Annotated in this window: 37 protein-coding genes; all 37 read left to right on the plus strand. The window is 40.4% G+C overall.

The genetic code is table 11. The features are described 5' to 3' along the window. The first annotated feature begins 14 nt into the window (after positions 1-14). The 37 genes from rpsG (at position 15) to rplQ (ending at position 22,909) form a co-directional block, all read left to right on the plus strand. Positions 15-485 (plus strand): 30S ribosomal protein S7, encoded by a 471-nt coding sequence (gene rpsG / locus ACQ5H4_RS21335; RefSeq protein WP_119706265.1) that lies wholly within the window; start codon positions 15-17, stop codon positions 483-485. A gap of 63 nt (positions 486-548) precedes the next feature. Beyond that, positions 549-2,627: an elongation factor G gene (gene fusA / locus ACQ5H4_RS21340; protein ID WP_430776951.1), complete on the plus strand. Its 2,079-nt coding sequence runs from the start codon at positions 549-551 to the stop codon at positions 2,625-2,627. A gap of 131 nt (positions 2,628-2,758) precedes the next feature. Then, positions 2,759-3,946, plus strand: a complete 1,188-nt coding sequence (gene tuf / locus ACQ5H4_RS21345) for an elongation factor Tu (protein ID WP_430776952.1) — start codon at positions 2,759-2,761, stop codon at positions 3,944-3,946. Between the two features lie 169 nt (positions 3,947-4,115). Next, entirely contained in the window at positions 4,116-4,835 is a 720-nt protein-coding gene (locus tag ACQ5H4_RS21350; protein ID WP_430776953.1) for a phosphoadenylyl-sulfate reductase, read from the plus strand. A 13-nt stretch (positions 4,836-4,848) separates the two neighbouring features. Next, positions 4,849-5,928 (plus strand): sulfate permease, encoded by a 1,080-nt coding sequence (cysP, locus tag ACQ5H4_RS21355; protein ID WP_430776954.1) that lies wholly within the window; start codon positions 4,849-4,851, stop codon positions 5,926-5,928. 2 nt (positions 5,929-5,930) lie between these two features. Beyond that, complete coding sequence (gene sat, locus ACQ5H4_RS21360; protein ID WP_430776955.1) at positions 5,931-7,079, plus strand: sulfate adenylyltransferase; 1,149 nt, start codon at positions 5,931-5,933, stop codon at positions 7,077-7,079. A 13-nt stretch (positions 7,080-7,092) separates the two neighbouring features. Beyond that, the gene (cysC, locus tag ACQ5H4_RS21365) at positions 7,093-7,692 is read left to right on the plus strand and encodes an adenylyl-sulfate kinase (protein ID WP_430776956.1); all 600 of its coding nucleotides are present in this window, start codon (positions 7,093-7,095) and stop codon (positions 7,690-7,692) included. Positions 7,693-8,065: 373 nt separating this feature from the next. Next, entirely contained in the window at positions 8,066-8,374 is a 309-nt protein-coding gene (rpsJ, locus tag ACQ5H4_RS21370) for a 30S ribosomal protein S10 (RefSeq protein WP_009336571.1), read from the plus strand. Positions 8,375-8,413: 39 nt separating this feature from the next. Continuing rightward, positions 8,414-9,040: a 50S ribosomal protein L3 gene (gene rplC, locus ACQ5H4_RS21375; RefSeq protein WP_119706272.1), complete on the plus strand. Its 627-nt coding sequence runs from the start codon at positions 8,414-8,416 to the stop codon at positions 9,038-9,040. Positions 9,041-9,069: 29 nt separating this feature from the next. Beyond that, positions 9,070-9,693: a 50S ribosomal protein L4 gene (rplD, locus tag ACQ5H4_RS21380; RefSeq protein ID WP_066058564.1), complete on the plus strand. Its 624-nt coding sequence runs from the start codon at positions 9,070-9,072 to the stop codon at positions 9,691-9,693. Continuing rightward, positions 9,690-9,977, plus strand: a complete 288-nt coding sequence (gene rplW / locus ACQ5H4_RS21385; RefSeq protein WP_198158857.1) for a 50S ribosomal protein L23 — start codon at positions 9,690-9,692, stop codon at positions 9,975-9,977. The genes rplD and rplW overlap by 4 nt, the downstream gene beginning before the upstream one ends. 31 nt (positions 9,978-10,008) lie before the next feature. Continuing rightward, the gene (rplB, locus tag ACQ5H4_RS21390; RefSeq protein ID WP_066058560.1) at positions 10,009-10,839 is read left to right on the plus strand and encodes a 50S ribosomal protein L2; all 831 of its coding nucleotides are present in this window, start codon (positions 10,009-10,011) and stop codon (positions 10,837-10,839) included. A gap of 60 nt (positions 10,840-10,899) precedes the next feature. Further along, positions 10,900-11,178, plus strand: coding sequence for a 30S ribosomal protein S19 (gene rpsS / locus ACQ5H4_RS21395; protein ID WP_066058557.1), 279 nt, complete (start codon positions 10,900-10,902; stop codon positions 11,176-11,178). A gap of 18 nt (positions 11,179-11,196) precedes the next feature. Further along, complete coding sequence (gene rplV, locus ACQ5H4_RS21400) at positions 11,197-11,538, plus strand: 50S ribosomal protein L22 (RefSeq protein WP_119706273.1); 342 nt, start codon at positions 11,197-11,199, stop codon at positions 11,536-11,538. A 2-nt stretch (positions 11,539-11,540) separates the two neighbouring features. Beyond that, complete coding sequence (gene rpsC / locus ACQ5H4_RS21405; protein ID WP_119706274.1) at positions 11,541-12,197, plus strand: 30S ribosomal protein S3; 657 nt, start codon at positions 11,541-11,543, stop codon at positions 12,195-12,197. A 1-nt stretch (position 12,198) separates the two neighbouring features. Continuing rightward, entirely contained in the window at positions 12,199-12,633 is a 435-nt protein-coding gene (rplP, locus tag ACQ5H4_RS21410) for a 50S ribosomal protein L16 (protein ID WP_119706275.1), read from the plus strand. Continuing rightward, the gene (gene rpmC, locus ACQ5H4_RS21415; protein ID WP_430776957.1) at positions 12,623-12,826 is read left to right on the plus strand and encodes a 50S ribosomal protein L29; all 204 of its coding nucleotides are present in this window, start codon (positions 12,623-12,625) and stop codon (positions 12,824-12,826) included. Before rplP ends, rpmC begins: the two co-directional genes overlap by 11 nt. Before the next feature lie 20 nt (positions 12,827-12,846). Further along, positions 12,847-13,110 (plus strand): 30S ribosomal protein S17, encoded by a 264-nt coding sequence (gene rpsQ, locus ACQ5H4_RS21420; protein ID WP_066058542.1) that lies wholly within the window; start codon positions 12,847-12,849, stop codon positions 13,108-13,110. A 42-nt stretch (positions 13,111-13,152) separates the two neighbouring features. After that, positions 13,153-13,521, plus strand: a complete 369-nt coding sequence (rplN, locus tag ACQ5H4_RS21425) for a 50S ribosomal protein L14 (RefSeq protein ID WP_066058539.1) — start codon at positions 13,153-13,155, stop codon at positions 13,519-13,521. A 35-nt stretch (positions 13,522-13,556) separates the two neighbouring features. Continuing rightward, a complete protein-coding gene (rplX, locus tag ACQ5H4_RS21430) occupies positions 13,557-13,868 on the plus strand; it encodes a 50S ribosomal protein L24 (RefSeq protein ID WP_119706277.1) in 312 nt (103 codons plus the stop codon). 24 nt (positions 13,869-13,892) lie between these two features. Continuing rightward, positions 13,893-14,432: a 50S ribosomal protein L5 gene (gene rplE / locus ACQ5H4_RS21435; RefSeq protein WP_066058530.1), complete on the plus strand. Its 540-nt coding sequence runs from the start codon at positions 13,893-13,895 to the stop codon at positions 14,430-14,432. Between the two features lie 25 nt (positions 14,433-14,457). Next, positions 14,458-14,643: a 30S ribosomal protein S14 gene (gene rpsN, locus ACQ5H4_RS21440; protein ID WP_001085700.1), complete on the plus strand. Its 186-nt coding sequence runs from the start codon at positions 14,458-14,460 to the stop codon at positions 14,641-14,643. A 30-nt stretch (positions 14,644-14,673) separates the two neighbouring features. Next, the gene (gene rpsH, locus ACQ5H4_RS21445) at positions 14,674-15,072 is read left to right on the plus strand and encodes a 30S ribosomal protein S8 (protein ID WP_066058527.1); all 399 of its coding nucleotides are present in this window, start codon (positions 14,674-14,676) and stop codon (positions 15,070-15,072) included. Positions 15,073-15,103: 31 nt separating this feature from the next. Further along, complete coding sequence (gene rplF, locus ACQ5H4_RS21450; RefSeq protein ID WP_119706279.1) at positions 15,104-15,640, plus strand: 50S ribosomal protein L6; 537 nt, start codon at positions 15,104-15,106, stop codon at positions 15,638-15,640. 33 nt (positions 15,641-15,673) lie between these two features. Next, positions 15,674-16,036, plus strand: a complete 363-nt coding sequence (gene rplR / locus ACQ5H4_RS21455) for a 50S ribosomal protein L18 (RefSeq protein ID WP_066058521.1) — start codon at positions 15,674-15,676, stop codon at positions 16,034-16,036. 24 nt (positions 16,037-16,060) lie between these two features. Next, on the plus strand, positions 16,061-16,561 hold the full coding sequence (gene rpsE, locus ACQ5H4_RS21460; protein WP_066058517.1) for a 30S ribosomal protein S5: 501 nt from the start codon (positions 16,061-16,063) through the stop codon (positions 16,559-16,561). A gap of 14 nt (positions 16,562-16,575) precedes the next feature. Further along, complete coding sequence (gene rpmD, locus ACQ5H4_RS21465) at positions 16,576-16,758, plus strand: 50S ribosomal protein L30 (protein ID WP_119706280.1); 183 nt, start codon at positions 16,576-16,578, stop codon at positions 16,756-16,758. Positions 16,759-16,792: 34 nt separating this feature from the next. Further along, a complete protein-coding gene (rplO, locus tag ACQ5H4_RS21470; protein WP_066058511.1) occupies positions 16,793-17,233 on the plus strand; it encodes a 50S ribosomal protein L15 in 441 nt (146 codons plus the stop codon). Further along, positions 17,233-18,525 (plus strand): preprotein translocase subunit SecY, encoded by a 1,293-nt coding sequence (gene secY / locus ACQ5H4_RS21475; protein WP_430776958.1) that lies wholly within the window; start codon positions 17,233-17,235, stop codon positions 18,523-18,525. The genes rplO and secY overlap by 1 nt, the downstream gene beginning before the upstream one ends. A gap of 58 nt (positions 18,526-18,583) precedes the next feature. Next, positions 18,584-19,234 (plus strand): adenylate kinase, encoded by a 651-nt coding sequence (locus ACQ5H4_RS21480; protein ID WP_430776959.1) that lies wholly within the window; start codon positions 18,584-18,586, stop codon positions 19,232-19,234. Beyond that, positions 19,235-19,981: a type I methionyl aminopeptidase gene (gene map / locus ACQ5H4_RS21485; RefSeq protein WP_430776960.1), complete on the plus strand. Its 747-nt coding sequence runs from the start codon at positions 19,235-19,237 to the stop codon at positions 19,979-19,981. It begins immediately after the preceding gene. 203 nt (positions 19,982-20,184) lie between these two features. Then, on the plus strand, positions 20,185-20,403 hold the full coding sequence (infA, locus tag ACQ5H4_RS21490) for a translation initiation factor IF-1 (protein WP_019157108.1): 219 nt from the start codon (positions 20,185-20,187) through the stop codon (positions 20,401-20,403). Positions 20,404-20,439: 36 nt separating this feature from the next. Beyond that, entirely contained in the window at positions 20,440-20,553 is a 114-nt protein-coding gene (gene rpmJ, locus ACQ5H4_RS21495) for a 50S ribosomal protein L36 (protein ID WP_000868344.1), read from the plus strand. A gap of 23 nt (positions 20,554-20,576) precedes the next feature. Further along, on the plus strand, positions 20,577-20,942 hold the full coding sequence (gene rpsM / locus ACQ5H4_RS21500; RefSeq protein ID WP_160547957.1) for a 30S ribosomal protein S13: 366 nt from the start codon (positions 20,577-20,579) through the stop codon (positions 20,940-20,942). A 21-nt stretch (positions 20,943-20,963) separates the two neighbouring features. After that, positions 20,964-21,353 carry a 30S ribosomal protein S11 gene (gene rpsK / locus ACQ5H4_RS21505; protein WP_160547956.1) on the plus strand — a complete coding sequence of 130 codons (390 nt, stop codon included), beginning with the start codon at positions 20,964-20,966 and terminating at the stop codon, positions 21,351-21,353. Positions 21,354-21,524: 171 nt separating this feature from the next. Next, a complete protein-coding gene (locus ACQ5H4_RS21510; protein ID WP_066058497.1) occupies positions 21,525-22,469 on the plus strand; it encodes a DNA-directed RNA polymerase subunit alpha in 945 nt (314 codons plus the stop codon). A 77-nt stretch (positions 22,470-22,546) separates the two neighbouring features. After that, a complete protein-coding gene (gene rplQ, locus ACQ5H4_RS21515; protein WP_066058495.1) occupies positions 22,547-22,909 on the plus strand; it encodes a 50S ribosomal protein L17 in 363 nt (120 codons plus the stop codon). Positions 22,910-23,003: the final 94 nt, after the last annotated feature.

A 23,003-nucleotide genomic window follows, 5' to 3' on the forward strand; every position in this document is an offset into this window, starting at 1 on the left:
AAGGAGGAACAAACATGCCTCGTAAAGGTCCTGTAGCAAAGAGAGACGTATTACCAGATCCGTTATATAACTCAAAGCTAATCACTCGTCTGATCAACAAAATGATGATCGACGGTAAAAGAGGAAAGTCACAAGCTATCCTTTACTCTGCATTCGAACTTATTCGTGAGCGCAGTGGTAAAGAACCAATCGAAGTATTCGATGCAGCACTAAAAAATATCATGCCAGTTCTTGAAGTTAAAGCACGCCGTGTAGGTGGTTCTAACTATCAAGTACCAGTAGAGGTGCGCCCAGATCGCCGTACAACTCTAGGTCTTCGTTGGTTAGTTAACTACTCTCGCCTTCGTGGAGAAAAGACGATGGAAGAGCGTTTAGCTAACGAAATCTTAGATGCAGCGAATAACACTGGTGCATCAGTTAAAAAGCGTGAAGATACTCATAAAATGGCTGAAGCAAACAAAGCATTTGCTCACTATCGTTGGTAGAATTTACTTTTACTCTAATATAAAAATAAACTAAAACACTCATACGAGAAAGGAGAAATACCAATGGCAAGAGAGTTCTCCTTAGCAAATACAAGAAATATCGGTATCATGGCTCACATTGATGCTGGTAAAACAACAACAACTGAGCGTGTACTTTATTACACTGGTCGTATTCATAAGATCGGTGAAACACATGAAGGTGCATCTCAAATGGACTGGATGGAGCAGGAACAAGAGCGCGGAATTACGATTACTTCCGCTGCTACAACTGCTCAATGGAAAGGCCACCGAGTAAACATCATTGATACACCAGGACACGTAGACTTCACAGTTGAAGTAGAACGTTCCCTACGTGTACTTGATGGTGCAGTTGCTGTACTTGATGCACAGTCTGGTGTTGAGCCTCAAACTGAAACAGTTTGGCGCCAAGCAACAACATACGGTGTACCACGTGTTGTATTTGTAAACAAGATGGACAAAATTGGTGCTGATTTCAAGTATTCAATTAAGACAATTCACGATCGCTTACAAGCAAATGCTGCTGCAATTCAACTTCCAATCGGTGCTGAAGATCAATTCTCAGCAATCATTGACCTAGTTGAAATGAATGCAACATTCTATGGTAACGATCTTGGAACGGATATTGAAGTTCGTGAAATCCCTGAAGAGTACCGTGCTGAAGCAGAAGAATACCGTGAAAAGTTAATTGAAGCGGTATCTGAGTTTGATGAAGACTTAATGGAAAAATACCTTGGTGGTGAAGAAATCACTGCTGATGAGCTGAAAGTAGCGATTCGTAAAGGTACTGTTAATGTTGAATTCTATCCGGTAATCTGTGGATCAGCATTTAAAAACAAAGGTGTTCAAAAAATGCTTGACGCTGTAATTGCTTACCTTCCATCTCCATTAGATGTACCTGCAATCAAAGGTACACTTCCTGATAGTGATGAGGTAGTTGAACGTCACTCAAGTGATGAAGAGCCATTCTCAGCTCTAGCGTTCAAAGTTATGACTGACCCTTATGTTGGTAAATTAACGTTCTTCCGTGTGTACTCTGGTACATTAAACTCTGGTTCTTACGTTCAAAACTCTACTAAAGGCAAGCGTGAGCGTGTAGGTCGTATCCTACAGATGCATGCTAACAGCCGTGAAGAGATTTCGATGGTATACGCTGGTGACATCGCTGCAGCTGTAGGTCTAAAAGATACTACAACTGGTGATACACTATGTGATGAAAAGAACCTAGTTATCCTAGAGTCAATGGAATTCCCAGAGCCAGTTATTCAATTATCTATCGAGCCTAAATCTAAAGCTGACCAAGATAAGATGACTACTGCTCTTCAAAAGCTTCAAGAAGAGGATCCTACATTCCGTGCGCATACTGACCAGGAAACTGGACAAGTTATCATTGCAGGTATGGGTGAGCTTCACTTAGATATTCTAGTAGACCGTATGCGTCGTGAATTCAAAGTAGAAGCTAATGTTGGTGCTCCTCAGGTTGCTTACCGCGAAACAATCCGTTCTTCTGCTAATGTAGAAGGAAAGTTTGCACGCCAATCTGGTGGACGTGGACAATTCGGACATGTTTGGATTGAATTCTCTCCAAACGAAGAAGGAAAAGGATTTGAATTCGTAAACGGAATCGTTGGTGGTGTTGTTCCTCGTGAATACATCCCAGCTGTACAAGCAGGTCTTGAAGACTCACTTGACAGAGGTATGGTTGCTGGATTCCCTGTTGTAGATATCAAAGCTAGATTATTTGATGGATCTTACCATGATGTTGACTCATCTGAAATGGCGTTTAAGATTGCGGCGTCTATGGCACTTAAAGCAGCAGCTTCTAAGTGTAACCCTGTTATTCTTGAACCTATCATGAGAGTCGAAGTTATCATTCCTGAAGAGTATCTTGGTGATATTATGGGTAACGTAACTTCACGTCGTGGTCGTGTAGAAGGTATGGAAGCACGCGGAAACGCTCAAGTTGTTCGTGCAATGGTTCCACTTTCTGAAATGTTTGGTTATGCAACTAGCCTTCGTTCTAGTACGCAAGGTCGTGGAGTATTCTCTATGCATTTTGATCACTATGAAGAGGTTCCAAAATCAATCTCTGAAGAAATCATCAAAAAAAATAAAGGCGAATAATTGATTTTCGCACTTTTTTAAAGTATAACTACTTATGTAAGTGTGGACATTGGTAGGTGCTGGCAACAGCAACCTCTCTGTCCATAAATATACTTAGACTATTTTTTATATATTAAAGGAGGATTTTTCTAATGGGAAAAGCTAAATTTGACCGTTCAAAGCCACACGTTAACATCGGTACAATTGGTCACGTTGACCATGGTAAAACAACTTTAACAGCTGCTATCACTTCTGTACTTGCAAAAGTAGGTGGAGCAGAAGCTCGTGCATATGATCAAATCGATGGAGCTCCAGAAGAGAGAGAGCGTGGTATCACAATCTCTACTGCTCACGTTGAGTACGAAACTGCTAGCCGTCACTATGCACACGTTGACTGCCCAGGTCACGCTGACTACGTTAAGAACATGATCACTGGTGCTGCTCAAATGGACGGCGGTATCCTAGTAGTATCTGCTACTGATGGTCCAATGCCACAAACTCGTGAGCACATCCTACTTTCTCGTCAGGTTGGTGTACCTCACCTTGTAGTATTCATGAACAAGTGTGATATGGTAGATGACGAAGAGCTTCTTGAATTAGTAGAAATGGAAATCCGTGACCTACTTTCTGAGTATGAGTTCCCTGGAGATGACATTCCTGTAATCAAAGGTTCTGCTCTTAAAGCTTTAGAAGGTGAAGCTGAATGGGAAGAGAAAATCAACGAGCTTATGGCTGCTGTTGATGAGTATGTTCCAACACCAGCTCGTGACACTGAAAAGCCATTCATGATGCCAGTTGAGGATGTATTCTCAATCACTGGTCGTGGAACTGTTGCTACTGGACGTGTTGAGCGTGGAGTAGTTAAAGTTGGGGACGTTGTTGAAATCGTTGGTTTCACTGAAGAGCCTAAATCTACTACTGTAACAGGTGTAGAAATGTTCCGTAAGCTTCTTGACTATGCAGAAGCTGGAGACAACATCGGTGCACTACTTCGTGGTGTATCTCGTGAAGAAATCGAGCGTGGACAAGTTTTGGCTAAGCCAAAATCAATCACTCCACACACAAAGTTCAAAGCGGAAGTTTATGTTCTTTCTAAAGAAGAAGGTGGACGTCATACTCCATTCTTCACTAACTACCGTCCACAATTCTATTTCCGTACTTCTGACATTACAGGTATCTGTAATCTTCCAGAAGGCGTAGAAATGGTTATGCCTGGTGACAACATCGAAATGACTGTTGAGCTTATCGCTCCAGTTGCTATCGAAGAAGGTACTAAGTTCTCTATCCGTGAGGGTGGACGTACTGTTGGTGCTGGCGTTGTTGCGTCAATCCAAGAATAATTAATAAATATCAAAAGCAGATGGGTAATCCATCTGCTTTTTTCTATGTCTTTTTTTCTAAAGTCATTGACAATTTGGCTTTGAGTTGATAAATTAAATTAAACCTATCTGTTAAGTTGGAATTAAAAAAATTGATGATATAGTTGAAAATGTTAGGAGTGGTAGTTATATGGTTCAAACTAAGTTGACTTTTTCAGAATATGATCATTATTCGTTTCCTAGCTTTGATATAGATAATGAAACAAAAGGTGCGCTTGATACCTTGCGTTGGAGCTACGAACATTATGATGAGAATGAAATTGTATACGCATGTAGTTTTGGGATTGAAGGTATGGTCATGATTGATCTAATTACGAAAGTTAAGCCTGACGCTAAGGTAGTTTTCTTAGATACAGGTCTTCATTTTAAAGAAACGTATGAATTGATTGATAAAGTTAAGGAGCGTTATCCTCAATTGCAAGTAGAATTAAAAAAACCGTCTTTAACTTTAGAGGAACAAGCAGAACAACACGGGGATGAACTTTGGAAAACAACTCCAAATAAATGCTGTGAAATAAGAAAAATTATTCCGTTAAGAGAAGCTTTGTCTGGTGCAACGGCATGGATAAGCGGATTAAGAAGAGAGCAATCAGAAACGAGAAAGAATACTCAGTACTTCAATAAGGATAATAAATTTGAATCGATAAAAGTATGTCCTCTCATTCACTGGACGTGGAAGGATGTATGGAGATACGCACATAAGAATGACCTTCCTTATAATGTTCTTCATGATAATGGGTACCCTAGTATTGGATGTGCGCCATGTACTTCTCCTGCATTTAACGCAGATGATATGAGATCAGGTCGATGGACAGGAACAGGAAAGACAGAATGCGGATTACACCAATAGGAGGGCATTGCCCATGGTTATAACATATACAGCTGTTATCGTTGCTCTCTTTTTGGCAATGAATATTGGTGCAAGTGGTGCTGCAGCTTCCATCTCTATCGCTTACGGTTCAGGTGCTCTTCCAAAGAAGAAAGTGGCTTTGCTTGTTTGTGGAGTGGCGATATTTTTAGGTGCTGTACTTGGTGGTAGTGAAGTTGTTAAAACAATTGGATCAAATATAGTGCCTTCATCAGTACTTGATGAAAAAGTAGTTCTCATTATTCTATCTTCAGCTGCCCTTTCTTTATTTATTGCTAATTTAATGGGCATTCCTTTGTCCACGAGTGAGATTACAGTTGGATCTGTTGTAGGGGTGGGTGTTGCTTTTAAGGCTCTATTTGTTAAGAATATTTTAGTTATAGTTGCTTTCTGGTTTATCATCCCAATTGTTGCATTTACATTGGCACTTATGTGGGGTAGAGGAATTAAGTTACTAGAAAAGAAATTTCCTGCTTTAAAAAATGGGAAATATAATAAACCAATCACAATCTTTGTTATTGTTGTTGGGTTTTTTGAAGCTTTTTCAGCTGGAATGAACAATGTAGCAAATGCTGCAGGTCCACTAGTAGGTGCAGGAGTAGTCTCTATTACAACTGGAGTTTGGGTTGGTGGATTATTCATTGCGTTAGGGGCTGTATTCCTCGGAGGAAGAGTACTTCAAACAAACGGGAAAAAAATAACGAGCTTTTCCTTACTTGAAGGTGGGGCGATCTCAAGTACAGGTGCGATCTTGGTAATATTAGCTTCTGTATTTGGTTTGCCGGTACCGTTAACTCAAGTTACTAGTACAGCAATCATTGGAATAGGTTTTGCTCAAAGAGGAAAGTCAATATTTCAACAAAGTATTATCAACAAGATTCTCAAGGTATGGGTTGTATCTCCTATACTATCACTTGTCCTATCTTATGGACTTGTAAAGATCTTTATTGATACTGATATGTATACTGTTGTTGTGTTGTTTAGTGTAAGTATTGCCACTTTAGGTACACTATCCTTGGCAAATACGATAAAGAAAGAGAACCGAACATACTTTGAAAATAGCGGAGGTATTTAACTATGACACTTAGTACGCCACATGGAGGAAAACTTATTAATCTATGGGAGCCTGAATACAAGGTTGAAAGTATCGAGCTTTCTATTGAATTAGATAAGACAGCATTAAGCGATTTAGAACTTATTGGGAATGGAGCTTATAGTCCAATCACTGGATTTTTCAATAAAAAGGATTATGAATCAGTGGTGAATAACTTACGCTTGGCTGATGGTCATGTATGGAGTATACCGATTACTCTTCCTGTAGACGAGGCAAAAGCTACTACATTATCAATCGGTGCAGAAGCTAAACTTGTTTTTGAAGGCGAAGTATACGGAGTCATCACTATAAATGACATCTATACTCCGGATAAGGAAGTTGAGGCAAAAGCTGTTTATCAAACAGAGGAACTAGCCCATCCGGGTGTACGAAAGTTATTTGAAAGAAAGAATGTTTACGTAGGTGGACCAATTAAGGTCGTAAAGCGTCTAGAAAGAGAAAGATTTGACGAGTACTATCTGGATCCAGCCGAAACAAGAAGTGTTTTCGCTGAATACGGTTGGAAGACAGTTGTAGGTTTCCAAACGAGAAATCCTGTTCATCGTGCACACGAATACATTCAAAAGTCAGCGCTTGAAATCGTTGATGGACTATTCTTAAATCCGTTGGTAGGAGAAACAAAGTCTGATGATATTCCAGCAGATGTAAGAATGAAGAGTTATCAAGTGCTATTAAAGAACTACTATCCAGAAGATCGTGTATATCTTGCTGTATTCCCAGCAGCCATGCGTTATGCTGGCCCTAGAGAAGCTATTTTCCATGCGATGGTTAGAAAAAATTATGGTTGCACGCATTTTATTGTAGGTAGAGATCACGCAGGTGTGGGAAATTACTACGGAACATACGATGCACAAAAGATTTTTGATCAATTCTCAAAAGAGGAACTAGGTCTAACACTTTTATTCTTTGAACATAGCTTTTACTGCAAAAAGTGTGGAAACATGGCATCGACAAAAACTTGCCCACATTCAAAAGAAGATCATGTCATTCTTTCTGGAACAAAGGTAAGAGAAATGCTTCATAATGGTGAAGTGCCACCAAGTGAGTTTAGCCGTAAAGAAGTGGTAGAAGTCCTAATTGAAGGCTTAAAATCTCACAGTGTGAAGGCATAGGTGGAGGAATATTATGAGTACAAATATTACATGGCATGAAGCTTCATTAAACAAAGAACTAAGAAGAAAGCAGTTCGGACATCATAGTTTTGTTCTATGGTTCACGGGCTTATCTGGCTCAGGGAAGTCCACAGTAGCCAATGCTGCTGCTAAGGCACTTTTTGATCAAGGGTTAAATCCTTATGTATTAGATGGAGATAATATTCGCCACGGATTAAATAAGGACCTTGGTTTCTCTGAAGAGGATCGTACAGAAAACATTCGTAGAATTGGAGAAGTATCAAAGCTATTTGTAGATAGTGGTCAGATTGTATTAACGGCATTTATTTCTCCATTTATCAAAGATAGAGAACTTGTGCGTGAGCTACTAGAAGCTGATGAGTTTATTGAAGTATATATTAAGTGCCCGGTAGACGAGTGCGAAAAGAGAGATCCGAAGGGTTTATATGAAAAAGCAAGAAAAGGACTTATTCGTGATTTCACAGGTATCGATTCACCTTATGAAGAACCGGTGAACCCAGAAATCGTAGTAGAGACGGATAAGTATTCTATAGAAGAAAGTGTGGAGCAAATTCTTCAACACTTAAAATCTAAGGGATATATTAAAGAATAAGTATTAGATAGAAGAAAATAAAAGAGCCGGTATAAGAATCCATTCATGATTCTTTGTACTGGCCTTTTTTATTGGCATCTTTCAAAATTGTAATGTTGGAGAGAGTGGGATTATTTCACACAAAGTTTATTGTTCATCCTGGTTGAAATGAGTAAGTGTAACAGCTATAATAGGAAAAGTGTTCGAAACATAAACAAAAAAACATATTTATGTTGCAATTGCTTTATCGTTTCAGTATAATAGACAATGTTGGTCTTTGACTGCGATGAAGTGAAAGGTTGCTGACACACCCGGCCGCTTTGCCATGGCGAGTGTGTGGGAAATTTTCACGGAGAATGTCTATTTTTAATATAGGCGAAAAGGAGGGAAAATAATGGCAAAACAAAAGATTCGTATTCGTTTAAAAGCTTATGATCACAGAATTCTTGATCAATCAGCTGAGAAGATTGTAGAAACTGCAAAGCGTTCTGGTGCGGCTGTATCTGGTCCGATTCCATTACCAACTGAAAAGTCAATTTACACAATCCTTCGTGCGGTTCATAAGTACAAAGATTCTCGTGAACAATTCGAGATGCGTACTCATAAGCGTCTAATCGACATCGTGAATCCAACTCCACAAACAGTTGATTCATTAATGCGTTTAGATTTACCATCTGGTGTAGATATCGAAATCAAACTTTAATGAAATAAAAATAATAAACTTTCAGGAGGTGTGACTTTAATGACCAAAGGAATCTTAGGAAGAAAAATTGGTATGACTCAAGTGTTTGCTGCAAACGGTGATCTTATCCCTGTAACTGTAGTAGAAGCAGCTCCAAACGTTGTTCTTCAAAAGAAAACGTCTGAAACTGATGGATATACTTCAATTCAATTAGGTTTTGAAGACAAGCGTGAAAAGCTTTCTAACAAACCTGAAAGAGGACACGTTGCAAAAGCTAACACTGCTCCTAAGCGCTTCGTTCGTGAATTACGCGACGTAAACGTAGATGAGTATGAGGTTGGTCAAGAAGTCAAAGTAACAATTTTCGCAGAAGGCGAAATCGTAGATGTAACAGGAATTTCAAAGGGTAAAGGTTTCCAAGGTGTTATCAAACGCCACGGACAATCTCGCGGACCAATGGCACACGGTTCACGTTACCACCGTCGCCCAGGTTCAATGGGTCCTGTAGCTCCAAACCGTGTATTCAAAGGTAAATTATTACCTGGACGTATGGGTGGAGAGCAAATCACTGTACAAAACCTTGAAATCGTAAGAGTAGATGCAGAACGTAACCTACTATTAATTAAAGGTAATGTACCAGGAGCTAGAAAAGCTCTAGTAAAAGTTAAAAGTGCGGTAAAAGCATAAATACTTAAGTCAGAAAGGAGGAAATAAGAATGCCGAAAGTAGCATTGTTAAACCAAACTGGATCACAAGTTGGCGAAATCGAACTTAATGATTCAATCTTTGGTATCGAGCCTAATAACCACGTTCTTTTCGAAGCGGTTATTATGCAAAGAGCTTCTTTACGTCAAGGAACTCACAAAACAAAAATTCGCTCTGAAGTAGCTGGCGGTGGACGTAAGCCGTGGCGTCAAAAGGGTACTGGTCGTGCTCGTCAAGGTTCAATTCGTTCTCCACAATGGCGCGGAGGTGGTACTGTATTTGGTCCAGTTCCACGTAGCTACAGCTATAAATTACCTAAAAAGGTTCGTCGCTTAGCGATTAAATCTGCATTATCTACAAAGGTTTTAGAAGAAAACATTTTAGTACTTGAAAACCTTGCTTTCGAAACTCCAAAAACTAAAGACTTTAAAGGTGTATTAGCAGGATTATCTGTTAATTCAAAAGCACTTATCGTAACTGCTGACCTTGATGAGAACGTAGCATTATCTGCACGTAACATCCCTGGTGTTACTGTTGTATCTGCTAACGGAATTAGCGTATTGGATGTTTTAAATCATGACAAGTTAATCATGACTAAAGCAGCGGTTGAAAAAGTAGAGGAGGTGCTTGCATAATGGATGCACGCGATATCATTAAGCGCCCCGTTATCACTGAACGTTCTACTGACCTAATGGCTGAAAAGAAATATACATTTGAAGTTGATGTTAGAGCTAACAAAACTCAAGTTAAAGACGCTGTAGAAGAAATTTTCGGTGTCAAAGTTGATAAAGTTAACGTACAGAACTACAAAGGTAAGTTCAAGCGCATGGGTAAATTCGGAGGCTACACGAACAAGCGTCGTAAAGCAATCGTTAAATTAACAGCTGATAGCAAAGAAATCGAATTATTCGAGGTTTAATTTAGAATAGAAGAAGAGGAGGGAAAAAATTATGGCGATTAAAAAGTATAAACCTACCTCTAACGGTCGTCGCGGTATGACAGTTTCTGATTTTGCTGAAATTACAACAAGCACACCAGAAAAGTCTCTACTTGCTCCTTTAAAAAGAAAAGGTGGACGCAACAACCAAGGTAAGTTAACAGTACGTCATCAAGGTGGCGGCCATAAGCGTCAATATCGTATTATCGATTTTAAACGTAACAAAGATGGCATTCCAGGACGCGTTGCTACAATCGAGTACGATCCAAACCGTTCTGCAAACATCGCATTAATTAACTACGTAGATGGAGAAAAGCGTTATATCTTAGCTCCTAAGAACTTAGTAGTTGGAACAGAAATTATGTCAGGTCCTGAAGCGGATATTAAAGTAGGTAACGCATTACCACTAGCGAATATTCCAGTTGGTACAGTTATCCACAACATCGAGTTAAAACCTGGTAAGGGCGGACAATTAGTACGTTCTGCTGGTACTTCTGCACAGGTTCTTGGTAAAGAAGGTAAGTACGTATTAGTACGTCTAAACTCTGGTGAAGTTCGTATGATTCTTGCAACTTGCCGCGCGACTGTAGGTCAAGTTGGTAACGAGCAACACGAACTAATCAACATTGGTAAAGCTGGACGTTCTCGCTGGTTAGGCAAGCGCCCAACAGTTCGTGGTTCTGTAATGAACCCTAACGATCACCCACACGGTGGTGGAGAAGGACGCTCACCAATCGGACGTAAGTCTCCAATGACTCCATGGGGCAAACCAACTCTTGGATTCAAGACTCGTAAGAAAAAGAACAAATCAGATAAATTCATCGTTCGTCGTCGTAAAAAATAACGGGATTGTACTACGGTTCCAGCATAGAACCGTAGAGCAGTCACGAAGGGAGGTTCAGACATGGGTCGCAGCTTAAAAAAAGGACCTTTTGTTGATGAGCATTTAATCACAAAGATCGAAAAGTTAAATGAAACTGAAAGCAAGCAAGTTACTAAAACTTGGTCTCGCCGTTCTACGATCTTCCCGCAATTCATCGGACACACGATTGCTGTATATGATGGTCGTAAACATGTTCCTGTATATGTCACTGAAGACATGGTAGGTCATAAGCTTGGAGAATTCGCTCCAACTCGTACTTACAAAGGTCATGCAAGTGATGACAAGAAAACAAGACGTTAATGAGAGGAGGGCATTCTAATGCAAGCTAAAGCTGTATTAAGAACAGTACGTATTGCTCCTCGTAAAGCTCGTTTAGTCGTAGATTTAATTCGAGGTAAGCAAGTAGGAGAAGCGGTAGCAATCTTAAAGCATACACCAAAAACTGCTTCACCAGTTATTGAAAAATTACTAAACTCTGCAATTGCGAACGCAGAACATAACTATGAAATGGACGTTAACAGCTTAGTAGTATCTCAAGCATTCGTTGACGAAGGACCAACTTTAAAACGTTTCCGTCCTCGTGCAATGGGTCGTGCAAGTGCTATTAACAAGCGTACTAGCCATATTACTATCGTATTAACAGAGAAGAAGGAGGGATAATAGTGGGTCAAAAAGTTAATCCAGTCGGCTTGCGTATTGGTATCATCCGTGATTGGGAATCCAAATGGTTCGCAGGAAAAGACTATGCTGATCTTTTACACGAAGACCTTAAAGTACGTGAGTACATTACAAAGCGTCTAAGCGATGCTTCTGTATCAAAAGTAGAAATCGAGCGTGCAGCTAATCGCATTAACATCACTATCCACACTGCAAAGCCAGGTATGGTTATTGGTAAAGGTGGTACTGAGGTTGAAGCGCTTCGTAAAGCTCTTAACTCACTTACTGGCAAGCGTGTACACATCAACATTCTTGAAATCAAAAAAGCAGACATCGACGCTAAGCTTGTAGCGGAAAACATTGCTCGTCAATTAGAAAACCGCGTATCTTTCCGTCGTGCTCAAAAACAAGTTATTCAACGTGCAATGCGCGCTGGTGCAAAAGGTATCAAAACAATGGTATCTGGTCGTCTAGGCGGTGCAGACATCGCTCGTTCGGAGTCTTACAGTGAAGGAACTGTTCCACTTCATACTCTTCGTGCTGACATCGATTACGCTACAGCAGAAGCAGATACAACTTACGGTAAGTTAGGTGTAAAAGTATGGATCTACCGTGGAGAGGTCCTTCCTACTAAGAAGAAATCTGAGGAAGGAGGCAAATAATATGTTAGTCCCTAAACGCGTTAAGTATCGCCGTCAACACCGTGGAAAAATGCGCGGAATGGCTAAGGGTGGTACAGAGGTTAACTTCGGTGAATTCGGTCTACAAGCTATTGAAGCTTCTTGGATTACAAACCGCCAAATTGAAGCTGCTCGTATCGCAATGACACGTTATATGAAACGTGGCGGTAAAGTTTGGATTAAAATATTCCCTCATAAGCCTTATACAGCTAAGCCTCTAGAAGTCCGAATGGGTTCTGGTAAAGGTGCTCCTGAAGGATGGGTAGCAGTTGTTAAGCCTGGGAAAGTAATGTTTGAAGTTGCTGGTGTTTCTGAAGAAATCGCACGTGAAGCATTACGTTTAGCAGCACACAAACTTCCAGTAAAATGTAAGTTTGTAAAACGAGAAGAAATTGGTGGTGAATCAAATGAAAGCTAATGAACTTCGTGACCTTACCACTGCCGAAATAGAACAAAAAGTTAAGTCTTTAAAAGAAGAGCTTTTCAACCTTCGCTTTCAATTGGCGACTGGACAACTTGAAAATACAGCTCGCATTCGTGAAGTACGCAAAGCGATTGCTCGCATGAAAACTGTAGTTCGTGAAAGAGAAATCGGCGTTAACAATCGATAATTGAAGGAGGTTTGCGAAAGATGAGTGAACGCAACCAACGCAAAGTTTACACTGGACGCGTTGTTTCTGACAAAATGGATAAAACCGTTACTGTCTTAGTTGAAACATACAAAAAGCATCCATTATACGGTAAACGCGTTAAGTACTCTAAAAAGTTCAAGGCTCATGATGAGCAGAACGTTGCAAAAATCGGCGATGTTGTTCGTATTATGGAAACACGTCCGCTTTCTGCTACGAAGCGCTTCCGCCTTGTTGAAGTAGTAGAAACAGCAGTAATTATTTAATTATGATCGGAAATAGCTACATCCCGAAGGGAGGTTACACACATGATTCAACAAGAAACACGTTTAAAAGTTGCTGACAATTCAGGTGCTCGTGAAGTACTTACAATTAAAGTTCTTGGTGGTTCAGGCCGCAAGACTGCTAATATTGGTGACATTATCGTTGTTACAGTGAAACAAGCAACACCAGGTGGCGTTGTTAAAAAGGGTGACGTTGTAAAAGCGGTAGTTGTTCGAACTAAAAGCGGCGTTCGTCGTGCAGATGGAACATACATTCGTTTCGATGAGAACGCTTGTGTAATTATCCGTGACGACAAGAGTCCACGCGGAACGCGTATCTTCGGACCTGTTGCTCGTGAACTTCGCGACAGCAACTTCATGAAGATCGTATCATTAGCTCCAGAAGTACTATAATCTTAAAATATATGCCTTTAAGGAGGTGCGAACAGATGCATGTGAAAAAAGGTGACAAAGTTATGGTCATCTCTGGTAAGGATAAAGGCAAAACAGGTGTTATCTTAGCTGCTTTCCCTAAACAAAGCCGTGTGCTAGTTGAAGGTGTGAACATTGTAAAGAAGCACTCTAAGCCATCCCAAGTGAATCCACAAGGTGGAATCATTAACCGAGAGGCACCTATTCATGTATCAAACGTCATGCCTATCGATCCTAAGACTGGTACGCCAACTCGTGTAGGGTTTAAAGAGGTTGACGGTAAAAAAGTACGTGTTGCAAAAAAATCCGGTGAAGTTCTAGATAAATAAGTCTAAAAGAAGGGAGGTACAAAAATGAACCGCCTAAAAGAAAAATATGTTAAAGAAATTACTCCTGCTCTTGTGAGCAAGTTTAACTATAAATCAATTATGCAAGTACCGAAGCTTGAAAAGATCGTTATCAACATGGGTGTTGGTGATGCAGTACAAAACGCGAAAGCACTTGATAACGCGGTAGAAGAATTAGCAGCTATTTCTGGTCAAAAGCCAGTTGTTACTCGTGCAAAGAAGTCTATCGCTGGTTTCCGTCTACGTGAAGGAATGCCAATCGGTGCGAAGGTTACTCTTCGTGGAGAGCGTATGTACGAATTCTTCGACAAGTTGGTTTCTGTATCTCTTCCACGTGTACGTGACTTCCGCGGAATTTCTAAAAAGTCTTTCGACGGACGTGGAAACTACACATTAGGTGTAAAAGAACAGTTAATCTTCCCTGAAATTGATTACGATAAAGTAAGTAAAGTTCGTGGTATGGATATTGTTATCGTTACTACAGCTAATACTGATGAAGAAGCTCGTGAACTGTTAACTCAATTTGGAATGCCATTCCAAAAGTAATCGGTAAATAGAGGGAGGCGAAAACGTGGCTAAAAAGTCAATGATTGCGAAACAAAAACGCACGCCTAAATTCAAGGTTCAAGAATACACACGTTGCGAACGTTGCGGACGTCCACATTCTGTATACCGTAAATTTAAGCTTTGCCGTATTTGTTTCCGTGAATTAGCATACAAAGGGCAAATTCCTGGTGTGAAAAAAGCTAGCTGGTAAAACTAGAGTTTGGGAAGGAGGTAAAAAACAATGGTCATGACAGATCCAATTGCAGATTTGCTAACTCGCATCCGTAATGCGAACATGGTTCGTCACGAAAAATTAGAAGTTCCTGCTTCTAACACGAAGAAAGAAATCGCTGAAATCTTAAAGCGTGAAGGCTTCGTGCGTGATGTTGAATATATCGAGGATAACAAGCAAGGAATCATCCGTATCTTCTTAAAGTACGGTTCGAATAACGAACGTGTTATTACTGGTCTTAAGCGTATCAGTAAGCCTGGTCTTCGTGTATATGCAAAAGCTACAGAGGTTCCACGTGTACTTAACGGTCTTGGAATCGCATTAGTATCTACTTCTCAAGGCGTTCTTACTGATAAAGAAGCTCGCGCAAAGCAAGTAGGCGGAGAAGTACTAGCATACGTTTGGTAATAGAGTTTCTTAAAGAATGGAGGTGCACTAAATGTCTCGCGTAGGTAAAAAACCAGTTGAAATTCCATCTGGCGTTACAGTAACAGTTGATGGAAGCAACGTAACAGTAAAAGGTCCTAAAGGTGAACTAAGTCGTTCATTTAATCCAGATATCGAAATTAAGGTAGAGGAGAACGTAATTAACGTTTCTCGTCCATCTGATGCGAAGGAACACCGCGCATTGCACGGTACTACTCGCGCATTACTTTCAAACATGGTTGAAGGTGTATCAAAAGGGTTCGAAAGAACACTTGAATTAATCGGGGTTGGTTACCGTGCTCAAAAGCAAGGTACGAAGCTTGTATTAAACGTTGGTTACTCTCATCCAGTAGAAATCGAACCTGAAACAGGTATCGAGATCGAAGTACCTTCAAATACACGTGTAATCGTAAAAGGTACAAACAAGGAGCGCGTTGGCGCACTTGCTGCTAACATTCGTGACGTTCGTCCTCCAGAACCTTACAAAGGTAAAGGAATCCGTTATGAAGGCGAATTCGTTCGTCGTAAAGAAGGTAAGACAGGTAAGTAATGCCCTAAGGGGTAAACGAAAGGAGTGACCAAAATGATTACGAAGGCTGACAAAAATGCAACGCGTAAGAAAAGACACGCACGTGTGCGTTCAAAACTTAGCGGTACTGCAGCTCGTCCTCGTCTAAATGTGTTCCGTTCAAGCAAGCACATTTATGCACAACTAATTGACGATGTAAGTGGAGTAACTTTAGCGAGTGCTTCAACTTTAGATAAAGAAATCGGTCTTGAATCTACTGGTAACGTTGATGCAGCGGTTAAGGTCGGAGAATTAGTTGCAAAGCGTGCTGTAGAAAAAGGCGTTAAAGCTGTTGTTTTCGATCGTGGAGGATACTTATATCATGGACGCGTGAAAGCACTAGCAGATGCTGCTCGTGAAAACGGCTTAGAATTTTAATAGACAAAGGAGGGACACAAAAAGATGCGTCGTATTGATCCAAACAAACTTGAACTTGAAGAACGCGTAGTTACGGTTAACCGTGTTGCGAAAGTTGTTAAAGGTGGACGTCGTTTCCGTTTCTCTGCTCTAGTAGTAGTAGGTGACAAAAACGGCCACGTTGGCTTTGGTACTGGTAAAGCACAAGAAGTACCAGATGCAATCCGTAAAGCAATTGAAGATGCTAAGAAAAACTTAATCGAGGTACCAATGGTAGGTACTACGATTCCTCACCAAGTAATCGGACACTTCGGTGCTGGTGAAATCCTTCTAAAGCCTGCTTCTGAAGGTACTGGGGTTATCGCTGGTGGTCCAGTTCGTGCGGTACTAGAATTAGCTGGTGTAGCTGATATCTTATCAAAATCTTTAGGTACAAACACACCAATTAACATGGTTCGTGCAACTTTGGACGGTTTAAAACAACTAAAACGTGCTGAAGACGTAGCTAAATTGCGTGGAAAATCAGTAGAAGAACTGTTAGGTTAAGGGAGGGAAAGATAATGGCTAATAAATTAGAAATTACCCTCACTCGCAGTGTGATTGGTCGTCCACAAGATCAAAAAGAAACTGTTAAAGCACTTGGTTTACGTAAAATTCACCAAACTGTTGAGCAACAAGATAATGCTGCTATTCGCGGTATGATCAATAAAGTTGCCCACCTTGTAACAGTTGTAGAAAAATAAATTGATTTTTTTCTTTTAATAAGGAGGTGCCAATATGAAACTTCATGAATTAAAACCTGCAGAAGGTTCTCGTCGTGAGCGCAAGCGTCTTGGACGCGGTATCGGTTCTGGGCAAGGTAAAACTGCTGGTAAAGGTCATAAAGGTCAAAATGCTCGTTCTGGTGGCGGTGTACGTCCTGGCTTCGAGGGTGGTCAAACACCTTTATTCCAACGTTTACCTAAACGTGGATTTACCAACATCAACCGCAAGGAATACGCTATTGTAAACCTTGATGCACTAAACCGTTTCGAAGACGGAACTGAAGTTACTCCAGAACTTCTTATTGAAACTGGTGTGGTTAGCAGTGAAAAAGCAGGAATCAAGATTCTTGCTAAAGGCAATGTTGAGAAAAAGCTTACTGTAAAAGCTCATAAATTCTCCTCTGCTGCAAAGGAAGCTATCGAAGCTGCCGGCGGTCAAACTGAGGTGATTTAATGTTTCAGACAATCTCCAATTTTATGCGCGTGGGTGATATAAGACGAAAAATCATATTCACCCTTTTAATGTTGATTGTATTTAGAATCGGGACATTTATTCCTGTTCCACATGTAAATACCGATATTTTAAAAGCACAAGATCAACTTAGTGTATTTGGAGTACTGAATACATTTGGTGGGGGAGCACTTAGTAACTTCTCTATCCTTGCTATGGGGATCATGCCGTATATTACAGCGTCTATTATCATTCAACTTTTACAGATGGATGTAGTACCGAAGTTTACGGAGTGGTCAAAGCAAGGAGATGTAGGTCGTCGTAAGCTTGCTCAGTTTACCCGCTATTTTACGATCGTACTTGGATTTATTCAAGCGTTCGGAATGTCTTATGGTTTTAATAATCTTGCTGGTGGATTATTGATTGAGAAGCCTGGTATCGGAACTTATCTTTTAATCGCAACTGTATTAACAGGCGGTACGGCTTTCCTTCTATGGTTAGGTGAACAAATCACTTCAAAAGGAGTCGGAAATGGTATTTCGATTATCATCTTTGCTGGTATCGTTGCTAGTATTCCGAATATAGCCAACCAAATTTATGCACAGCAGTTTCAAGATGCGGGTGACCAGCTTTTCTTAAATATCGTAACAGTCCTGTTGATTGTTTTAGCAGTAATTGCGATTATTGTAGGAACTATCTTTATTCAACAAGCTTTACGTAAAATCCCAATTCAATATGCAAAGAAAATGACTGCTGGCACATCGCCTGCGGGACAATCCACTCACTTGCCTTTAAAGGTAAATGCGGCTGGAGTTATCCCTGTTATCTTTGCAGTATCGTTTATTATTACTCCTAGAACGATTGCACAGTTCTTCGAGCAAAATAGCGTAACAATTTGGATTGAACGAATTTTTGATTATACACATCCAATTGGAATGGTGATCTACTGTGCGCTAATTATTGCGTTCACATATTTCTATGCATTCATTCAAGTAAACCCAGAACAAGTGGCTGAAAACTTGAAGAAGCAAGGTGGGTATATTCCAGGAATTCGTCCAGGTAAGAACACTCAAGAATATTTAACGCGTGTATTATACCGCTTAACTTTTGTTGGTGCGCTGTTCTTATCAGCTATTGCCATTCTTCCAGTCTTTTTTGTGAAGTTTGCGGGTCTTCCGGAATCTGCTCAAATTGGTGGAACGAGCTTGCTTATCGTTATCGGGGTTGCCCTCGAAACAATGAAACAGCTTGAAGCTCAACTTGTTAAGCGTCACTATAAAGGATTTATAAAATAATTCGGATTTGGGGACATATGTTCCCAAACGCCGTTTTAGAGACTGAGGGGGAGCCAGAGTGAATTTAGTTTTGATGGGGCTGCCAGGTGCGGGAAAAGGCACTCAAGCTGAAAAAATCGTTGAAAAATATTCTATCCCTCATATCTCGACAGGAGATATGTTCCGTGCTGCAATGAAGGAAGGAACAGAGCTAGGTTTAAAAGCAAAATCTTTCATGGATCAAGGAGCGCTTGTTCCTGATGAAGTAACAATCGGTATTGTTCGTGAGAGATTAAGTAAAGATGACTGTCAAAAGGGATTCTTACTTGATGGTTTTCCTAGAACTGTTGCTCAAGCAGAAGCGCTAGAGAATATGCTTACTGATTTAGATAAGAAAATTGACTACTGTTTAAATATTGATGTAGACCATAATATTCTGATGGAACGTTTAACTGGTCGTCGTATTTGTAAAGAATGTGGAGCTACTTATCACTTGGTTTTCAATCCTCCTGCAAAGGATGGAACATGTGACCGTTGTGGTGGAGAGCTTTATCAGCGTGCAGATGATAACGAAGAGACGGTTCATAACCGCTTAGAAGTAAACATTCAACAATCAGAACCTTTACTTCATTTCTATGAAACGAAAGGTTATCTGAAAAATATTAACGGTCAGCAAGATATTCATGATGTATTCAAAGATATTGACAGCCTTCTTCGGGAGCTTGCGTAAATGATTATTTGCAAGACTCCGCGTGAGATTGAAATAATGCGTGAAGCTGGTCGCATCGTTGCACTTACGCACCAGGAGTTAAAAAAGCATATCGTTCCCGGTATAACTACGAAGGAACTGGATAAAATTGCTGAAGCTTTTATAAGAAAGCATGATGCGAAGCCGTCCTTTAAAGGCTATAACGGATTTACCGGCAGCATCTGTGCTTCCGTAAATGAAGAACTGGTGCATGGTATTCCTGGAAATCGTGTATTGAACAATGGTGATATTATCAGTATTGATATCGGTGCTGAATATAATGGCTATCATGGTGATTCAGCTTGGACTTATGCCGTAGGTTCTATTGATGAGGAGACACAGCGTCTATTAGATGTTACGGAGGAATCCTTATACAAGGGACTTAACGAAGCTAAGCCAGGTGATCGTCTGTCGAACATCTCCCACGCGATTCAAACTTATGTGGAAGCAAACGGGTTTTCAGTTGTGCGCGAGTATGTAGGGCACGGAATAGGGCAAGACTTACATGAGGATCCTCAAATTCCCCATTATGGTCCACCTAATAAAGGCCCGCGTTTAAAACCTGGGATGGTACTAGCGGTTGAGCCGATGGTGAATGCAGGAAGTCGTTATGTTAAGACATTAGCTGACGATTGGACCGTTGTTACAGTCGATGGGAGAATGTGTGCTCACTTTGAACATACAATTGCTATCACTGAAGCGGGTTTTGAAATTCTTACAAAAGCTTAACTTGTAAAGCCAAGGGAACTGTCAAGAGTTTAGTAATATTTTTGTTATTAAAATTGGGCAAATCCTTTTTAATATGCTATAATTATAAGGTTGCTAGAAAATTGTAGTGTATTAACCGGTCGTGTTGCATTGGAAAGCTACGATTTCTTTCAGTAAGTATTTAATGGATCATGTAACTGATGAGTAGAAGGGAGACTAGTTCTATGGCGAAAGATGATGTAATTGAAATTGAAGGTACGGTTCTTGAAACTTTGCCTAACGCTATGTTTAAGGTAGAATTAGAAAATGGTCATACAGTACTAGCTCATGTTTCCGGTAAAATTCGTATGCACTTCATCCGTATTTTGCCTGGTGACAAAGTAACTGTTGAGCTATCCCCATATGACTTAACACGCGGAAGAATTACTTACCGCTTTAAATAATCTGTTGCACTCCGTAATATCAAGGAGGTTAGGATAATGAAAGTGAGACCATCTGTTAAGCCGATCTGCGAAAAGTGTAAAGTTATCCGTAGACGCGGCAAAGTTATGGTTATTTGTGAAAACCCTAAGCATAAACAAAAACAAGGCTAATAATGAGGGAGGTGCTCTAGTAAATGGCACGTATTGCAGGTGTTGATATTCCACGTGAAAAGCGTGTAGTAATCTCATTAACTTACATCTATGGTATTGGTAAAAATACTGCACATAAAGTATTGGCTGAAGCTGGTGTTTCAGAAGAGACTCGTGTGCGTGATTTAACGGAAGAAGAGCTTAACAAAATCCGTGACATCGTTGATAAATTAAAGGTTGAAGGTGACCTTCGTCGTGAAATTTCTTTAAACATCAAGCGTTTAATGGAAATCGGTTCATACCGTGGTCTTCGTCATCGTCGTGGATTACCAGTTCGCGGACAAAACACGAAGAACAATGCACGTACTCGTAAAGGTCCACGTAAGACTGTAGCTAACAAGAAGAAATAATCGGTAAAGGAGGTACTTTAAATGGCTCGTAAAACTAATACTCGTAAGCGTCGTGTAAAAAAGAATATTGAACAAGGGATTGCTCATATCCGTTCTACATTCAATAACACGATTGTAACAATCACAGATGTTCATGGAAATGCTCTTTCATGGTCAAGTGCTGGTTCATTAGGATTTAAAGGTTCTCGTAAATCTACTCCTTTTGCAGCGCAAATGGCAGCTGAAACAGCAGCTAAATCATCTATGGAACATGGAATGAAAACTTTAGAAGTAACAGTTAAAGGACCTGGTGCAGGACGTGAAGCTGCTATCCGTGCTCTTCAAGCTGCTGGTCTAGAAGTTACTGCTATTAGAGACGTAACTCCAGTTCCTCATAACGGATGTCGTCCACCAAAACGTCGTCGTGTATAATTTTTCTGTATAGAAAAAAAATCCCTGTCTATAATGGGATATGATAAGAACTTTATACGTTTATACAGGATCATTTTTCCAGTTGTTGTGCACAAGCGGGAACGTATACAGGGGGAATTTCGGTTAAACACACTAACCGAGGTTTCGACGTTTTGAAGGAGGGTATATTTGATGATCGAAATAGAAAAACCAAAAATCGAAACGGTTGAGATCAGCGATGATGCCAAGTACGGGAAGTTCGTCGTAGAACCACTAGAGCGTGGATATGGTACTACTTTGGGTAACTCCTTACGTCGTATCCTATTGTCGTCACTCCCAGGTGCGGCGGTCACATCGATTCAAGTCGATGGGGTGCTTCATGAATTCTCAACAATTGAAGGCGTCGTAGAAGATGTTACTTCTATTATTTTAAATATTAAGAAACTGGCACTGAAAATCTACTCTGATGAAGAGAAGACGCTTGAAATTGATGTGCAAGGTGAGGGAGTAGTGACTGCGGCTGACGTAACTCATGACAGTGATGTCGAGATATTAAACCCGGATCTACACATTGCGACCCTTGGTTCGAACGGCAATCTTCGCATGCGCTTAACTGCTAAGCGTGGAAGAGGGTATACACCTGCTGATCAGAACAAGAGAGAGGATCAACCAATCGGTGTTATTCCTATCGACTCCATCTACACTCCAGTTTCACGTGTTGTCTACCAAGTAGAAAACACTCGTGTCGGTCAAATGACTAACTATGATAAGTTAACTTTCGATGTATGGACTGATGGAAGCACTGGTCCTCAAGATGCTGTTGCACTTGGAGCGAAAATCTTAACTGAGCATTTAAATATCTTTGTTGGTTTAACTGATGAAGCACAAAATGCTGAGATCATGGTTGAAAAAGAAGAAGATCAAAAAGAAAAAGTACTTGAGATGACGATTGAAGAATTGGATTTATCCGTTCGTTCATACAACTGCTTAAAGCGTGCTGGCATCAATACTGTTCAAGAGCTTGCTAACAAGACAGAAGAGGACATGATGAAGGTACGTAACTTAGGTCGTAAGTCTCTTGAGGAAGTAAAACACAAACTTGAAGAGCTTGGATTAGGATTACGTAAAGACGATTGATCTTAGGTCAAACCTTTTACCATTCCAAGTCTTAAGCAACTAGAGATAAATGACTTCAACAAAGGAGGGAAACTTTCATGGGATACAGAAAGTTAGGACGCACTAGTGCTCAACGTAAGGCTATGTTACGTGATTTAACAACAGACTTAATCATTAATGAGCGTATTGAAACAACTGAAGCTCGTGCTAAAGAACTTCGTTCAGTAGTTGAGAAAATGATTACTCTTGGTAAGCGTGGGGACCTTCATGCTCGTCGTCAAGCATCTGCTTACGTTCGTCACGAAGTAGCTAACGCTGAAACTAACCAAGATGCTGTTCAAAAATTATTCAGTGACATCGCTGGTCGTTACGAAGAGCGTCAAGGCGGTTACACTAGAATCATGAAACTTGGACCACGTCGTGGAGACGGAGCTCCAATGGTTATTATCGAATTAGTTTAATAGCTAGTACAGACAACAAGGGTGAAGGACAGTTTACACAGGAACTTGTTCTCTGCCCTTTTGCTGTAATGAGCCGTTGACTATCTAAAGTTTT

This window comes from Bacillus coreaensis (assembly GCF_050586445.1).
Taxonomy (GTDB): Bacteria; Bacillota; Bacilli; order Bacillales; family Cytobacillaceae; genus Robertmurraya_A; species Robertmurraya_A coreaensis.

Bases quoted from the DNA above. Each gene is read 5' to 3' on its own strand.
- rplE (WP_066058530.1), top strand. From the start codon at position 13,893: ATGAACCGCCTAAAAGAAAAATATGTTAAAGAAATTACTCCTGCTCTT.
- rpsJ (WP_009336571.1), top strand. From the start codon at position 8,066: ATGGCAAAACAAAAGATTCGTATTCGTTTAAAAGCTTATGATCACAGA.
- rpsM (WP_160547957.1), top strand. From the start codon at position 20,577: ATGGCACGTATTGCAGGTGTTGATATTCCACGTGAAAAGCGTGTAGTA.
- rplP (WP_119706275.1), top strand. From the start codon at position 12,199: ATGTTAGTCCCTAAACGCGTTAAGTATCGCCGTCAACACCGTGGAAAA.
- ACQ5H4_RS21350 (WP_430776953.1), top strand. From the start codon at position 4,116: ATGGTTCAAACTAAGTTGACTTTTTCAGAATATGATCATTATTCGTTT.
- rplR (WP_066058521.1), top strand. From the start codon at position 15,674: ATGATTACGAAGGCTGACAAAAATGCAACGCGTAAGAAAAGACACGCA.
- rpsQ (WP_066058542.1), top strand. From the start codon at position 12,847: ATGAGTGAACGCAACCAACGCAAAGTTTACACTGGACGCGTTGTTTCT.
- ACQ5H4_RS21510 (WP_066058497.1), top strand. From the start codon at position 21,525: ATGATCGAAATAGAAAAACCAAAAATCGAAACGGTTGAGATCAGCGAT.
- rplQ (WP_066058495.1), top strand. From the start codon at position 22,547: ATGGGATACAGAAAGTTAGGACGCACTAGTGCTCAACGTAAGGCTATG.
- rplX (WP_119706277.1), top strand. From the start codon at position 13,557: ATGCATGTGAAAAAAGGTGACAAAGTTATGGTCATCTCTGGTAAGGAT.
- rplO (WP_066058511.1), top strand. From the start codon at position 16,793: ATGAAACTTCATGAATTAAAACCTGCAGAAGGTTCTCGTCGTGAGCGC.
- fusA (WP_430776951.1), top strand. From the start codon at position 549: ATGGCAAGAGAGTTCTCCTTAGCAAATACAAGAAATATCGGTATCATG.
- rplV (WP_119706273.1), top strand. From the start codon at position 11,197: ATGCAAGCTAAAGCTGTATTAAGAACAGTACGTATTGCTCCTCGTAAA.
- rplC (WP_119706272.1), top strand. From the start codon at position 8,414: ATGACCAAAGGAATCTTAGGAAGAAAAATTGGTATGACTCAAGTGTTT.
- secY (WP_430776958.1), top strand. From the start codon at position 17,233: ATGTTTCAGACAATCTCCAATTTTATGCGCGTGGGTGATATAAGACGA.
- rpsS (WP_066058557.1), top strand. From the start codon at position 10,900: ATGGGTCGCAGCTTAAAAAAAGGACCTTTTGTTGATGAGCATTTAATC.
- tuf (WP_430776952.1), top strand. From the start codon at position 2,759: ATGGGAAAAGCTAAATTTGACCGTTCAAAGCCACACGTTAACATCGGT.
- rpsE (WP_066058517.1), top strand. From the start codon at position 16,061: ATGCGTCGTATTGATCCAAACAAACTTGAACTTGAAGAACGCGTAGTT.
- rpsH (WP_066058527.1), top strand. From the start codon at position 14,674: ATGGTCATGACAGATCCAATTGCAGATTTGCTAACTCGCATCCGTAAT.
- rplF (WP_119706279.1), top strand. From the start codon at position 15,104: ATGTCTCGCGTAGGTAAAAAACCAGTTGAAATTCCATCTGGCGTTACA.
- cysC (WP_430776956.1), top strand. From the start codon at position 7,093: ATGAGTACAAATATTACATGGCATGAAGCTTCATTAAACAAAGAACTA.
- rplD (WP_066058564.1), top strand. From the start codon at position 9,070: ATGCCGAAAGTAGCATTGTTAAACCAAACTGGATCACAAGTTGGCGAA.
- rplB (WP_066058560.1), top strand. From the start codon at position 10,009: ATGGCGATTAAAAAGTATAAACCTACCTCTAACGGTCGTCGCGGTATG.
- cysP (WP_430776954.1), top strand. From the start codon at position 4,849: ATGGTTATAACATATACAGCTGTTATCGTTGCTCTCTTTTTGGCAATG.
- rpmD (WP_119706280.1), top strand. From the start codon at position 16,576: ATGGCTAATAAATTAGAAATTACCCTCACTCGCAGTGTGATTGGTCGT.
- infA (WP_019157108.1), top strand. From the start codon at position 20,185: ATGGCGAAAGATGATGTAATTGAAATTGAAGGTACGGTTCTTGAAACT.
- rpsK (WP_160547956.1), top strand. From the start codon at position 20,964: ATGGCTCGTAAAACTAATACTCGTAAGCGTCGTGTAAAAAAGAATATT.
- sat (WP_430776955.1), top strand. From the start codon at position 5,931: ATGACACTTAGTACGCCACATGGAGGAAAACTTATTAATCTATGGGAG.
- rpsG (WP_119706265.1), top strand. From the start codon at position 15: ATGCCTCGTAAAGGTCCTGTAGCAAAGAGAGACGTATTACCAGATCCG.
- rpmC (WP_430776957.1), top strand. From the start codon at position 12,623: ATGAAAGCTAATGAACTTCGTGACCTTACCACTGCCGAAATAGAACAA.
- map (WP_430776960.1), top strand. From the start codon at position 19,235: ATGATTATTTGCAAGACTCCGCGTGAGATTGAAATAATGCGTGAAGCT.
- rpmJ (WP_000868344.1), top strand. From the start codon at position 20,440: ATGAAAGTGAGACCATCTGTTAAGCCGATCTGCGAAAAGTGTAAAGTT.
- rplN (WP_066058539.1), top strand. From the start codon at position 13,153: ATGATTCAACAAGAAACACGTTTAAAAGTTGCTGACAATTCAGGTGCT.